The organism is Chromobacterium aquaticum (genome assembly GCF_021129195.1).
Classification (GTDB): domain Bacteria; phylum Pseudomonadota; class Gammaproteobacteria; order Burkholderiales; family Chromobacteriaceae; genus Chromobacterium; species Chromobacterium aquaticum.
The window spans coordinates 1-13,436 of the sequence record NZ_JAJOHW010000118.1 but is presented as its reverse complement, the minus strand read 5'-3'; the positions used below and the strand labels follow the sequence as shown (position 1 = coordinate 13,436).

Genomic DNA, 13,436 nt, shown 5'->3' with positions numbered 1-13,436 from the left:
CACCAGGCCCAGGGCGCCGATGGCGGTGTGGGAGTAGTTGTGGGGCGGCGCGCTCAAGGGCAGCACCAGCGCGCTCCAGAAAATGTTGAAGGCCGCGAACATCAGCAACGCCAGCATGCCGCGGATTTGCAGCGTCTTTTCCCGCCGCAGCAGCGTCAGCATGGAGGCGATCAGCTCCGGGTAGCGCATTGAGGGCTTGGCGACGGCCAACGCGGGCAGCCGTCGCCACAGCGGCAGCGCAATCGCCAGCATCAGCGCGGCGGCGGCGAGGTAGACGCCGCGCCAGCCGGCCAGGTCGCTGACGGCGCCGGCGAATACCCGCGCCAACAGCAGGCCGATGAAGACGCCGCTTTGCGCCGCGCCGACGACGCGTCCTTGTTCATGCGGCGCGGCGGCGCTGGCCGCGTAGGCGATCAAGCCTTGCGTCATCGCCGTGCCCAGCAGGCCGACCGCGAGCATGCCGGCCAGCAGCGCCGGCGCGGAACGCGCGATGGACACCGCCGCCAGTGCGGCGATCAGCGCTAGCCACTGCGCCGCCATCAGCCGGCGGCGCTCCAGCAGATCGCCCAGCGGCACCAGCAGCAGCAAGGCCAGCGCGCAGCCGATTTGAGTAGCGGTGACCACGCCGCCAATGGCCGCCTGGCTGATGGCGAAATCGCGGGCCAGCGCGTCCAGCAGGGGCTGGGCGTAATAGACGTTGGCCACGCTCAGGCCGCTGGCGACGGCGAACAGCCATAGCAGGCCGGCGGGCATATTGGCCGGGCGCGCCGGCGCGCGCTTCAAGGGTGACGATGGTGTGTGCCTGGCGTTCATGGTCTCGAGTTCACTTAATCTAGTTGCAAAATGAAACCGATTGAATGCTAGGACATCTGGTTTTAAAATGCAACTGATTGCCCCGTTCACCACCGCATGCAAGGAAAGCCGATGTCGCCCCGCAAGATCATGACCATGAAAGATGAGCCTTGTCCCGTCGCCCGCGGCGTCGATGTGGTGGGAGATCGTTGGTCGTTGCTGATCGTGCGCGACGCCTTCGACGGCATGCGCCGCTTCGGCGATTTCCAGCGCAGCCTGGGCGTGGCCCGCAACATCTTGTCCGACCGGCTGCGCAAGCTGGTCGATGCCGGAATCCTCGCCACCCAGGCGGCTTCGGACGGCAGCGCTTATCAGGAGTATGTGCTGACGGCGAAGGGGGAAAGCCTGTTCGCGGTGGTGCTGGCCTTGCGCCAGTGGGGCGAGCGGCATCTGTTCGCGCCGGGCGAGCACCATTCCTTATTGGTGGACAAGCAGAGCGGCCAGCCCGTGCCCTTGATGTCGCCCCGGGACGCGGACGGCGCCGAGCTGGCGCCTGAGGCCACCGAGGTGCGCAAGCTGGCGTGAGCCGATAGGCCGCCGGAGCCGCCGCGCAGCCAGACGCTGGGCTGATCCTTCCCTCATGCTTCAGGGCTGCGGCCCCTTACCCTTCCCGCCTTCTTACCTGTCTGCCTTGTCCTCGTCTGCCATTTGAACAGCGCCCCCGGCAGGGGACGGTAGTTTGTTCATGTAAAGACTTTTTCACTTGCAGGTACACCCATTCCGATACCAAGCGTTACTTGTGTGGGCGCTTGGATGTTGTATTTTGTCCTCAACAGGCCGCGAATTCGCCGGATCGCTGAAATACCAAGTCATTAATTTTTTCAGATGACATGACGTAAGCTTAGATAAGGGCGGTGTTGGCGGCGGGCAGCGGAGACGGTATAGACAAATTGCTCTATTTATATAACATGAACCGCTCAGCCCCTCGCGGAGCTGGACCAAACCAGAGGGCAAAAGCCCCAAGCGCTTTATCTTGTGAAATGCATATGCCGGGCTGTCGGCTCGGGGTTTTCACCGTTGGCTGTAGATGAAGTCTATGAGGAGAAGCAAATGAAGAAAGCGTTGGCTGTGATGGCCTTGGGTCTGATGACCGCATCGATTGGGGCATGGGCCAAGGACTGGAAGGAAGTCCGTTTCGGCGTGGACGCAAGCTACGCGCCGTTTGAATCCAAGGCCTCCAATGGCCAGCTGGTCGGCTTCGACATCGATCTGGGCAATGAAATCTGTAAGCGTTTGAAAGCCAAATGCGTATGGGTGGAAAACGATTTCGACGGCATGATCCCGGCCTTGAAAGCCAAGAAATTCGACGGCGTGCTGTCCTCGATGTCGGTGACCGAGGCGCGGATGAAAGAAATCAGCTTCTCCGCCAAATTGTTCAACACCCCGACACGGATGGTGGCCAAGACCGGTTCCGGCCTGATGCCGACTCCGGCCGCGCTGAAGGGCAAGCGCGTGGGCGTGGAGCAGGGCACCATCCAGGAAGCCTACGCCAAGAAACACTGGGCGCCGGCCGGAGTGGAAGTGGTGCCTTACCAGAACCAGACCCAAGTGCTGTCCGACCTGGTGGCCGGCCGTCTGGACGCTTCGCTGCAAGATGCGGTGCAGGCTGACGAAGGCTTCCTGAAGAAGCCGGACGGCAAGGGCTTCGGCTTCGCCGGCAAGGAGCTGGTGGATCCGCAAACCCTGGGCGAAGGCGCCGCCATCGGCCTGCGCAAGGAAGACAAGGAATTGAAGGCCGATATCGACAAGGCCATCGCCGGCATGCTCAAAGACGGTACCTACAAGAAGCTTGAGAAGAAATATTTCAACTTCGACGTTTACGGCAAGTAAACGCTAAGAGCCTGTTCAAGGCCTCGCGGGCTAAGGCGAGACAAGGCGAAAACAGCTGAGGAAGCGGAATGTACAAGTGGTACATGAGCATTTCGAAGCTGTTTTCAACGCCGTATCGCCGACGCACAGCAGGCTTTGAACGGGTTCTAGCCAGCCGCCGACAAAACCGCTGCATTGGAACCCGCAGCGCTTCCGTGGCCGCCATAGGCCATCCGTTTTGTCGGTGGCTCGTCTTTTGCGCAAGTCAGGACCGGCGCGACGCGTTGCGCCGCCGCTCCTGAAAGGGGATGAGCATGTTTTTGTATGGATTCGGTTCCATTATCTGGGAAGGCACGCTGGTGACGCTGGAGCTGGCGGTGCTGTCCTTATTGCTGGCCTTTCTGATCGGCCTGGTCGGCGCCGGCGCCAAGCTGTCCAGCAATCGCCTGCTGAGCGGGGTGTCCACCTTGTACACCACGCTGATCCGCGGCGTGCCGGACCTGGTGCTGATGCTGCTGATCTTCTACAGCCTGCAGATCGGCATCAACCGTCTGACCGAGTGGCGGGGCATGGAGCGGATAGATTTGAATCCCTTCGTGTCCGGCGTGGTGACGCTGGGCTTCATCTACGGCGCGTATTTCACCGAAACGCTGCGCGGCGCCTTCATCTCGGTGCCCAAGGGCCAGCTGGAGGCCGGCACCGCCTATGGCATGAATCCTTGGCAGGTGTTTTGCCGCATCCAGTTTCCGCAGATGATGCGCTTCGCGCTGCCCGGCATTTCCAATAACTGGCAGGTGATGCTGAAAGCCACCGCGCTGGTGTCCATCATCGGCCTGACCGACGTGGTCAAGGTGTCGATCGACGCCGGCAAGAGCACTTACAAGGTGTTCTTCTTCACCCTGGTGGCCGGGTTGATCTATCTGCTGCTCACCACCGTGTCCAATTTCGTGCTGATGTGGCTGGAGCGCCGTTATTCCATGGGCGTGCGGGAGGCCGAACTATGATAGACATCATTCAGCAGTACTGGCGCCCCTTCCTGTGGTCGGACGGCTATCACTTGTCCGGCCTGGCCGTCACCATGTGGTTGCTGGTGCTGTCCATCGCCTTCGGCTTCGTCGTGTCCATTCCGCTGGCGGTGGCGCGGGTGTCCAAGGTCAAATGGCTGGCGCGCAGCGTCTGGTTCTACACCTATGTGTTCCGCGGCACGCCGCTCTATGTGCAGCTGCTGTTCTTCTACACCGGCATGTACAGCCTGGACGCGGTGCGCGAGGTGGGTTTCCTCAACCATTTCTTCCGCGAAGGCTATAACTGCACCATTCTGGCGTTCGCGCTGAATACCTGCGCTTACACCACCGAGATCTTCGCCGGCGCGATCAAGGCCACCCCTTACGGCGAGATCGAAGCCGGCCGCGCCTATGGCATGAACAAGTTCACCTTGTACCGGAGGGTGATCATTCCGTCGGCGCTGCGGCGCGCGCTGCCGGCGTACAGCAATGAAGTGATCCTGATGCTGCACGCCACCACCGTGGCCTTTACCGCCACCGTGCCGGACATCCTGAAAGTGGCGCGCGACGTCAACGCCGCCACCTACGACTCCTTCAATGCCTTCGGCCTCGCCGCGCTGATCTATTTGAGCGTCACCTTCATCCTGGTGGGGCTGTTCCGCAAGGCCGAGACCAGATGGCTGGCCTATCTGCAGCCGACGAAACACTGAGAAACGGATTCCATGATGGACAAGCTGAATATCCAGAACATCCACAAAAGCTATGGCAACCATGAAGTGCTCAAGGGCATCTCGCTGCAGGCCAAGGCCGGCGACGTGATCAGCATCATCGGCTCCTCCGGTTCCGGCAAGAGCACCTTTCTGCGTTGCATCAACTTCCTGGAAAAACCGAATCAGGGCAGCATCAGCCTGAACGGCGAGGCCATCCGTCTCAGCCCCACCAAACAGGGTGAACTGATGCCGGCGGACCAGAAGCAGCTGCAAAGCATGCGCACCAAGCTGGCCATGGTGTTCCAGCATTTCAATCTGTGGGCGCATATGACGGTGCTGGAGAACGTGATCGAGGCGCCGGTGCACGTGTTGGGGATTTCCAAGGAGGAGGCGACCCAGCGCGCGGTCAAATACCTGCAGAAAGTGGGGCTGGACGAGCGCGCCCAGGCCAAGTACCCGGCGCATTTGTCCGGCGGCCAGCAGCAGCGGGTGGCGATAGCGCGCGCGCTGGCGATGGAGCCGGAGGTGATGCTGTTCGACGAGCCGACCTCGGCGCTGGACCCGGAACTGGTGGGCGAGGTGCTGAAGGTGATGCAGGCGCTGGCCGAGGAGGGCCGCACCATGATCGTGGTCACCCATGAGATGGGTTTCGCCCGCAATGTGTCCAACCACGTGATGTTCCTGCACCAGGGGCGGGTGGAAGAGGAAGGACATCCGGACGAGGTGTTCGGCAATACCAAGAGCGAGCGCTTGAAGGCCTTCCTGTCGGGCAGCCTGAAGTGATTTGAGCCTTACCCTGCTCAAGGGGGATACAAGCCGCCGGCGCACGATGGCCGGCGGTTTTGTTGTTTTGTGGATAAGTTTGGATTTTGTCGTGGGCTGTGGATAAGCCCTTTACTGGGGGTGATCGGCGCGGAACAGCGTCCATTCCTCCACCGTGCGGCCGTCCGGCAATTGGCACAAGGCGTATTCATTGCCCTGGGCGTCTTTCTGCGGCAACAGCTTGCCGCCCTTCTCCCCGCAATACACCGAGGCCGGGTTGGCCATGCCCACCTTGGCCTGCTCCGGGGCCTTGGTCTGGCTGCAGGCGCTCAGGCCCAGGAGCGCGATCGCGCAGATCAAGATTCTCATATCGATTTCCTTTCTGATTCAGGCCGACAACAGCTTGCCGGATTTGAACGCCTCGCGGCTGGCCACCTTGGCCAGCGACAGGCCGGTGGTGGTGTAGGGGCGATCGCTGGTGGCGTACAGCATGCCGGGACGGTTGGCGCGGATTTCGCTGCAGCGGTCGTTCAGCGGGTCGATCACTTCGGCCAGCAGCTCGCCGCTGGCCACCTCGCTGCCCGGCTGGACGTGGTAGACCACCACGCCGGGGTGGGGCGCGTACAGGTTTTCCGAGCCGGCCAGCGGCGTGGCCGGGAAGCGCAGTTCCGGCAGCGGCGGCGCGGCCTCGGCGATCACGCCGCGGTGGCGCAGGAAGTTGAGAATGCCTTCGGCGTCGCGGCGCGCGTAATCGTGATGCACGTCGCGTTCGCCGCGCAGCTCCACCGTCACCGCCAGGCAGGCCATGTCGATCTGGACGTCCAGGCCCTCGGCGGCCGCCAGGTCGCGCAGCTGCCACCATAGCTGGCTGCAGGCTTCGTCGAAGGGATGGTCGCCGGAGTCGGTGGCCAGCAAGGTGGCGCAAGCGCCTAGATAGCGCGATAGCGGTTCGCACTGCTCCCACAGCGGGGTGCCGGTGTAGAGGTGCAGATCGGCGCGGCAATCGCAGTGCAGATCCAGCACCACGTCGGCGTCGAAAGCCAGCTTGGCCAGGGTGTGGCGCAGCGATTGCAGCTCGCTGCCGGCCGCCAGCGCGCCCAGTTGACGCCGGGCGGCGGCGCGGATCAGCGCGGTATTGGCCTTGCCGTCGCGGCTCAGTTGCGCTTTCACCTCCTCGTACACCGTCTCGGACAGCACCGGGTAATGGCGGTTGAAGTTCTGGCCGCTTTGCAGATCGAAGCGGCCCAGCAGCTTTTCGCTCTGGTTCTGGTTCAGGCCGATGGGATTGGCCACCGGCACCAGGATCACTTCGCCGCGCAGCAGACCCGCGGCGTCCAGCCGCTGCAAGGCTTGTTTCAGATGCCAGGCGGTCAGCATGCCGGGCAGTTCGTCTGCGTGCAGGCTGGCCTGGATATAGATTTTCTCGCCGCTTTGCGGCACGCCGAAATGAAAGCTGATCAGCTCGCGCTGGCTGCCCAGGCTGGGCGACAGCAAGGGCTGGCGGTGGGTGTACATGGCTTCTCCTCTCGCGGTGTGCGGCTCCATCGTCGAATCTTATGCCAAACCGGGCCGGCCAAGATAGCGCCGCCGCAGGGCATGCGTTGACGAACGCCCAAGCCCCCCGGACAATCATGGCTTTTGCCATTCCACGCCCGCGCGCGTGGTGGAGTGCCCTTGGATTCTCTCTCCGATTTTTTCCAGCCCGGCATCGAGCCCGCCTCCTTGCAGGCGGTGTCGCGGCTGACCGGCGCCTGGCCCTATCTGTCCGTCTTCGTCACCCTGTTCCGCGGCGGCGACGAGGAAGTGCTGATGCGGCTGCTGGTGTTGCGCGAGCTGGGCGGCCGCGCCGAAGCGCCATTGTGGACGCCGCAGGAAATCGCTCAGCGTTTCGCCTATCTGAACGACACCAAACTGGCCACCATCCTGGGGCGGCTGCGCGAGGGCGGCTTGCTGGTCTATGACAGCGACGGCGGCGTCTACCAATTGTCCGAGGGCGCGCGCATCGCGCTGGCGGCGCTGGCCACCATGGTGGATTTCGCCGGCGACGACGTCGAGCTGGGCTATCTGACCAGCCAGGTGGCCGCCGGCCAGGCGGTGGGCCAGGTATCGGACGAGGCTTTGAAACACTTGCTGGCGCGCTTGAACGAGCTGTACGTCGAGTTCGAGGAAGCGCTGGAGTCGCAGTCGGAATTCCGCATCCGCGCCGCCCAGCACCGCCTGGAGGCGGTGTGGCGCTGGGTGGCCAAGTCCACCGAGGTGATCAAGGGGCTGACCCAGGACGACACGCTGAGCCTGCTGGTGCTCAACCAGGCCCAGGCCATCGCGCTGGCGCAAAGCCGCATGCTGGCGCTGGCCGGCACCTTCGAGCGCCGGCTGGCGCAACTGGCGGCGCAGCGTGTGCATCTGGGCGGCTCCGGCCTCACGTCCACCGACATCGCCGACTGGCTGCGGCGCATGGCCGCCGGGCAATTGGCGCACAAGCTGGACGGTTGCCTGGACATCAATCCCGAGCCGGCCTTCCTGTCCACGCCGGAGCTGGGCGATGTGGCGGAATTCGAATTGCTGGCGCGCGAGCGCGCCAAGGCCGGCGACATGAGCTTGCCGGGCGGCGAAGCCGCGCCGCTGGCGGACGCGCCGGAAATGGAGCGCCTGCTGGAGGCCGAGGCCATGTACGACGTGCTGCTGGAGCTGGGCATGGCCGGCGCGGCCGATGTCCACATCAGCCAGGCGGTGCTGGCCGACAGTTACGACGAAACCGCTTATCGGCTGTCGCTGCTGTCGTTGATCGGCGATCCGGAAACCCGCAACGACCAAAGCATAGTCGCCGCGCTGGCCAAGCTGCCGTTCAGCCTGGAAGGCGGCGAAGGCGTGATCGAGCCGGAACACCCCGAAGTGGCCACGCTGTCCGACGCGCGGCTGGTGGGCGCGGCTCAAAAAGGTTCTTAATGGAAACAGAAATCAAAACCCTGACCGCCCGTCTGCTGGCGCACCGGGTGGTGCCGCGCGGCGACGCGCTGGCGAAGAAGGCGCTGCTGGACGACAGCTTCCGCCTGGAGCTGGACAAGAGCCTGGCCGCAGTCGGCCTGCGCCTGGTGGAGAATCCTTACGCCGAGCACATCGCGGTGGCGCTGTTGCCGGAAATGACCGAACCGGTGTTCGGCTCCGGCGACGCCTGGCTGAATAACAACCTGGGCCTGCCGCGCGATGGCGTGGCGCTGCTGGTCATTCTGTGGGCGCTGATCATCCTGCCCAAGCGCGAGCGTCAGATCGCCCGCGTCGAAGCCGGCAAGGAAAACCAGAGTGATATGTTCGGCGCGCAAAAGCCGCTGGAAACCGGAGAAACCGTGTCCACCGGCCTGTCCGAGGACGCGCTCTACGCCGACTTCGGCAAGGCGCTGGGCGGCCGCACCCGTTTCAACGCCAACCTAGGCCGCCTGGTCAATCTCGGCTTCATCGTGCGCCGCAGCCGCTGGCTGGACGAGGGGCCGATGCTGGACCTGATGATAGATTACGCCCAGCTGGCGCCGCGCATCATCGAAGGCGCGCTGGCCGATGTGCTGCTGCGCCGCGAAGGCCGCGACGCGCTGGCCGACAAGCGCGCCGAAGCCGCGCCGGAAGAGGAGGACGCCGCCGAGGCTTCCGCCGGCCCATTGTTTGATCTGCCGCCCGACGACGCGGCGCAAGAGGAGACGCGCTGATGTTCCAGATGAAATCGGTGGAAATGGTGCACTGGGACTTCTGGCAGCGGCTGACCGTGCCGCTGGACGCGCAGATCGTCACCATCATCGGCCCCAACGGCTCCGGCAAGACCACCTTGCTGGACGCGATGCGCACCCTGCTGGCGATCAAATGCTCGGGCAAGCGCGATTACAAGCGCTATGTGCGCAATAACAAGGAGCCCTTCGCCTATCTGCGCGGCGTGGTGGACAATCCGCGCCGCCCCAGCGGCGGCCTGTATCCGACGCCTTTCTTTCCCATCGTCTCCGACACCGTGACCCTGCTGTGCCGGGTCAAGAAACAGGGCGGCGACTGGGTGCGCCACTACGCGATCCTGGACGGCGACGTGGCGCTGGAGCTGGCCGAAGGCCAGGCCCAATGGCTGGGGGTGCAGGAATACCGCCGCCGGTTGGAAATGGCCGGTCTGACCCCGGCGGTGGCGGAAGTGCTGGCGCTGGAACAGGGCGATACCGACAAGCTCACCGAATACAGCCCGCGCCAACTGCTGGACCTGGTGTTCCAGGTCTTCGGCGACAAGGATGTGCTGGACAACTACCAGCGCGCGCGCGACGAACAACGCGCCACCGAGCTGGAGCTGGAAGCGCTGAGCCGCCAGGAAGAAGCCTTGCAGACGCGGGTGGAAACCATGAAGGCGCGCGCCAACCGCTACCTGGAATGGCGGCAGTTGCAAACCGGCATCGCCCGGCTGCGCGACGAGGCCTTGCCGGTGCTGGCCTATCTGGACGCCAAGACCTCGCTGGGTAATGTCTGGCAGAACTACCGCGCCAACTACCATGTGCTGAACCAGGCCCAGTCCGAGCACGCCGACACCCTGCAACTGGTGGCCAAGCTGAAGGCGGCGGAAGTGGCCGCCGACGCCTCGCGCAAGGCGGCGGAAACCTCGCGCGTCGGCGCGCAGGAAGCCTTTGTCGCCGCCAAGGGCGAGCACGCCGGCGTGGCCGGCCAGCTCAAGGAGCGCGACCGGCTGCAGGCGCTGGCCAGCAAGGAATACGGCGCCGACGCCGCCCAGCTCGCCGACAAGCTGGCCGCCTTGCGCGGCGAGGCCGAGCAATTGAAGGACGGCCTGCGCGAACTGAAAAAGCAGCGCCAGGACAGCTCCCAGCACCTGGAAGCGCTGGAGATCGGCCGCGGCCGCTCGCCGGAAGACGTGCGCCAGTTCAAGGCGGCGCTGGACGATGCCGGCATCGGCCATCAGATGTTGTCCGACATCGTGGAAGTGCTGGACCCCAACTGGCAGGCGGCGGTGGAAGCGCTGCTGCGCGGCTATCGCCACGTGGTGCTGCTGGAGCGGGAAAGCGACCGCCGCGACGCCTGGCGCATCGGCGAGAAACTGCGCTACCGCCATTTCGTGGTGCCGGAGCGCTGCAGCCCGCCGCGCGCCAATGCCGGCAGTCTGATGGAAGTGGTGCGCTTCTCCGCCGACGCGCCGGAATGGCTGTATCGGCAGATGAACAGCGTCAGCCGCGTCGACAACGCCGAGCAGGGCGCCGACATCAATGGCGACTGGATCACCCGCGACGGTTATTTCCGCGAACGCCGCGGCGCGCGCCACATCGGCGTGCCGGCGCATGAATTCGCCTTCGGCGAAGCCGCGCGCCAATCGCGGCTGCTGGCGCTGCGCGAAGAACTGAAGACGTTGAACACGCGCATCCTCGCCGACGAAGAACGCTTGGTGGCGGCGACGCGCGAAGCCGCCGGCCTGGCCGAATACCTGGGCGGCATGGACGCCATCCGCCAGCTGGACAGCCGCGCCGAAGAGTTCGCCGCGCTGGAAACGCGCAAGCAGGGGCTGGAAGCGGAAGTGGCGCGCCTGGGCGCGGCGCTGGGCGAGGCCAGCGCCGAGAAAGAAGCCGCCGATCAGCGCTATAGCGACGCGCGGCTGGCGCACGACCGCGTCTGCCAGCGCGAGCAGGACAGCCTGGCGGTGTTCCAGCGCAAACAGCAGGAAGTGGAGCAGACGCGCCGCCAGGTGCGCCGCTTGCTGGCCGAGCTGCGCGAATGGGCGCAGCGGCTGCCGGCCAATGCGCTGGCGAGCGAGAACGTCGCGGCGCTCGAAAGCGAGTTCGACACCGCCGCCGACGCCAAGCACCAGCTCAACTATCTGGAAGAGCGGCTGCAGAACGGCGACTGGGAACAGGATGAAGCGGTGCTGGCCTTGAAGGACAAGCTGGTGGAAGACCTGAGCGGCCTGGACCGCGAGCGCCAGCGCCGCCAGAGCGAGGTGGACCGTTCGCGCGAACTCACCGACGAAGCGCGCGCCGCCTATATGGGCAAGCTGCGCGCCACCGTCCGCGCCTACGGCCAGAACGTCAAGCGTCTGGGCGAGCTGGCCGGCATCCAGGTGGAAGTGGAGCTGCCGCAGCTGTCCAACGACGACGCCGCGCTGGCCCAGGCGGGCCTGGTGCTCAAGTTCAACTTCGACCAGAAGGGCCTGATGGGCATGAACGACGGCGAGGCCTCCGGCGGCCAGCAGGTGATGAAGTCGCTGATCCTGCTGATAGGCCTGATGATGGATGAGTCCAACCCGTCCGGCTTCGTCTTCATCGACGAACCGTTCGCCCACCTGGACATCTTCAACATCGACCGCGTCGCCGGCTTCCTCAAGGCCACCGAGGCGCAGTATCTGATCACCACGCCGAATACCCACAACATCAATATCTTCGCGCCGTCGGAACTGACGCTGGCCACGCGCAAGAAACGGCCGGGCGAGCAATGGGCGCCGCCCATCCTGCAAACCCGCCGCCGCGTCGACGGCGGCGAAACCGCCTGAGCCTGACGCCAAAGCCGCCCGCCTGGGCGGCTTTTTTTGACCCCGCCGCCGCCGCGCCGGGCGCTGACAGGCGGCTGGCCGCGGATGACATCCGGGCAATTTGCCGCCTGCGTAAAAAAACCATTCCTTCATGGGTACACAGCGGGAAAAAGCTGCGTTATCATCGCCCCCCAAACCCTTGATGGCAAAGCAAGATATCAAGGTTTTCAGGAATTGAGAGAGGCTGGCGGGGTGTCAGATGCCCCCGCCGGCCTCTTGCTTTTGGGCTTCCGTTTGTGCGCGTGCGCGCGCCGCCAGAAGAGGAACATCCTTCCCATGCTGATTGGCTTCGTCGTTGTTTATCTGCTCTTGTCCGTGGGCATAGGCCTGTATGCCGCAACCCGCGTGCGCAATGCCCGCGATTTCGCGGTGGCCGGCCGCAGCCTGCCGTTTCCCATCGTCACCGCCATGGTGTTCGCCACCTGGTTCGGTTCGGAGGCGGTGCTGGGCATCCCGGCCACTTTCATCGACAAGGGCTTCGCCGGCATCGTCGAAGATCCGTTCGGCTCGTCCATGTGCCTGGTGCTGGTGGGCCTGCTGTTCGCGCGGCCGCTGTACCGCTTGAACCTGCTGACCATAGGCGACTTCTACAAGCAGCGTTTCGGCCGCAATGTGGAGTTGTTCGTGTCGCTGTGCATCATCGCGTCCTACCTGGGCTGGGTGGCGGCGCAGCTGACCGCGTTGGGCGTGGTGTTCAATGTGCTGTCCCAGGGCGCGATCAGCGCCAACGCCGGCATGCTGCTGGGCGCGGCCATCGTGCTGGTGTACACATTGTTTGGCGGCATGTGGTCGGTGGCGCTGACCGACTTTTTCCAGATGACGGTGATCGTCGCCGGCCTGCTCTATCTGACCTGGCTGATAGGCGATATGGCCGGTGGCCCGGTCAAGGTGCTGCAGCACGCGGCGGCGCAGGACAAGTTCACCATGATTCCCAGCATGGCGCCCAAGGACATCGTCGGTTTCGTCGGCGCCTTGCTGACCATGATGCTGGGCTCCATCCCGCAGCAGGATATCTTCCAGCGGGTGATGTCGGCCAAGAGCGAGAACATCGCCGCGCGCGCGTCCATCGTCGGCGGCGGCCTGTACCTGACCTTCTGCATGCTGCCCATCTTCATCGGCTTCGCCGCCACGCTGATCGATCCGACCATGGTGAGCCGCTGGATGCAGCAGGACGCGCAGATGATTCTGCCCAGCCTGATCCTGGAGCGCACGCCGCTGTTCGCGCAGGTGATGTTCTTTGGCGCGCTGCTGTCCGCCATCATGTCCACCGCGTCCGGCACCTTGCTGGCGCCGTCGGTGACCTTCACCGAGAACGTGCTCAGCCGCTTCATCCCGGTGATGTCGGACCGCCAGTTCCTGCTGGCGATGCGGCTGACGGTGGTGGGCCTGGCCATCGTCACCACGGTGTTCGCGCTGGTGTCGGACGCCACCATTTACGAGATGGTGGGCAATGCCTACAAGGTGACGCTGGTGTCGGCGGTGGCGCCGCTGTTCGCCGGCCTGTTCTGGAAGCGTTCCACGCCGCAGGGGGCGCTGCTGGCCATCGCCTTCGGCCTGTCCAGCTGGCTGGCGCTGGACTGGTTCGGCCCGGCGGACGCGTTCTGGCCGCCGCAGCTGGTGGGCCTGGGCTTCAGCATTTTCGGCATGGTGGCCGGCAGCTTGCTGCCGCAGCGGCTGGGACGCGGGGCGCTGGCCGCGGTGGGTCGCGCCTGATCCGGCCTTAGAACCTGTTTACGATCTTTTTGTAAGCGA

At 64.6% G+C, this 13,436-nt stretch carries 12 protein-coding genes; 9 read left to right on the top strand and 3 right to left on the bottom strand.

Going from position 1 to position 13,436, the window contains the following annotated elements; genetic code table 11:
- The coding region (locus LQT98_RS18000) for an MFS transporter (RefSeq protein WP_231464041.1) at nucleotides 1–813 on the bottom strand (813 nt) is incomplete at its 3' end.
- A gap of 111 nt (nucleotides 814–924) precedes the next feature.
- Between LQT98_RS18000 and LQT98_RS17995 the strand changes: the two genes are divergently transcribed.
- The 5 genes from LQT98_RS17995 to hisP all read left to right on the top strand — a co-directional run bounded on the left by LQT98_RS17995 (nucleotide 925) and on the right by hisP (nucleotide 5,158).
- The gene (locus LQT98_RS17995; RefSeq protein WP_231464039.1) at nucleotides 925–1,377 is read left to right on the top strand and encodes a winged helix-turn-helix transcriptional regulator; all 453 of its coding nucleotides are present in this window, start codon (nucleotides 925–927) and stop codon (nucleotides 1,375–1,377) included.
- 525 nt (nucleotides 1,378–1,902) lie between these two features.
- A complete protein-coding gene (locus tag LQT98_RS17990) occupies nucleotides 1,903–2,682 on the top strand; it encodes an ABC transporter substrate-binding protein (RefSeq protein WP_048408616.1) in 780 nt (259 codons plus the stop codon).
- A 293-nt stretch (nucleotides 2,683–2,975) separates the two neighbouring features.
- Nucleotides 2,976–3,665: an ABC transporter permease gene (locus LQT98_RS17985; RefSeq protein WP_231464037.1), complete on the top strand. Its 690-nt coding sequence runs from the start codon at nucleotides 2,976–2,978 to the stop codon at nucleotides 3,663–3,665.
- Entirely contained in the window at nucleotides 3,662–4,375 is a 714-nt protein-coding gene (locus tag LQT98_RS17980; RefSeq protein WP_048408617.1) for an ABC transporter permease, read from the top strand. Before LQT98_RS17985 ends, LQT98_RS17980 begins: the two co-directional genes overlap by 4 nt.
- A 15-nt stretch (nucleotides 4,376–4,390) precedes the next feature.
- Complete coding sequence (gene hisP / locus LQT98_RS17975) at nucleotides 4,391–5,158, top strand: histidine ABC transporter ATP-binding protein HisP (RefSeq protein WP_048408693.1); 768 nt, start codon at nucleotides 4,391–4,393, stop codon at nucleotides 5,156–5,158.
- Nucleotides 5,159–5,269: 111 nt separating this feature from the next.
- On the opposite strand, the gene LQT98_RS17970 is transcribed toward hisP, so the two are convergent.
- Together LQT98_RS17970 and LQT98_RS17965 are read right to left on the bottom strand one after the other, a co-directional pair.
- Complete coding sequence (locus LQT98_RS17970; protein WP_048408618.1) at nucleotides 5,270–5,506, bottom strand: putative hemolysin; 237 nt, start codon at nucleotides 5,504–5,506, stop codon at nucleotides 5,270–5,272.
- Between the two features lie 18 nt (nucleotides 5,507–5,524).
- Nucleotides 5,525–6,652, bottom strand: coding sequence for a succinylglutamate desuccinylase/aspartoacylase family protein (locus tag LQT98_RS17965; RefSeq protein ID WP_048408619.1), 1,128 nt, complete (start codon nucleotides 6,650–6,652; stop codon nucleotides 5,525–5,527).
- Between the two features lie 153 nt (nucleotides 6,653–6,805).
- On the opposite strand from LQT98_RS17965, the gene LQT98_RS17960 reads away from it, so the two are divergent.
- The 4 genes from LQT98_RS17960 to LQT98_RS17945 all read left to right on the top strand — a co-directional run bounded on the left by LQT98_RS17960 (nucleotide 6,806) and on the right by LQT98_RS17945 (nucleotide 13,397).
- Entirely contained in the window at nucleotides 6,806–8,083 is a 1,278-nt protein-coding gene (locus tag LQT98_RS17960) for a hypothetical protein (protein WP_231464035.1), read from the top strand.
- Nucleotides 8,083–8,835 carry a hypothetical protein gene (locus tag LQT98_RS17955; protein WP_231464033.1) on the top strand — a complete coding sequence of 251 codons (753 nt, stop codon included), beginning with the start codon at nucleotides 8,083–8,085 and terminating at the stop codon, nucleotides 8,833–8,835. Before LQT98_RS17960 ends, LQT98_RS17955 begins: the two co-directional genes overlap by 1 nt.
- Nucleotides 8,835–11,645: an ATP-binding protein gene (locus LQT98_RS17950; protein WP_231464031.1), complete on the top strand. Its 2,811-nt coding sequence runs from the start codon at nucleotides 8,835–8,837 to the stop codon at nucleotides 11,643–11,645. The genes LQT98_RS17955 and LQT98_RS17950 overlap by 1 nt, the downstream gene beginning before the upstream one ends.
- A gap of 315 nt (nucleotides 11,646–11,960) precedes the next feature.
- Nucleotides 11,961–13,397, top strand: a complete 1,437-nt coding sequence (locus tag LQT98_RS17945; protein WP_231464029.1) for a sodium:solute symporter family protein — start codon at nucleotides 11,961–11,963, stop codon at nucleotides 13,395–13,397.
- Nucleotides 13,398–13,436: the final 39 nt, after the last annotated feature.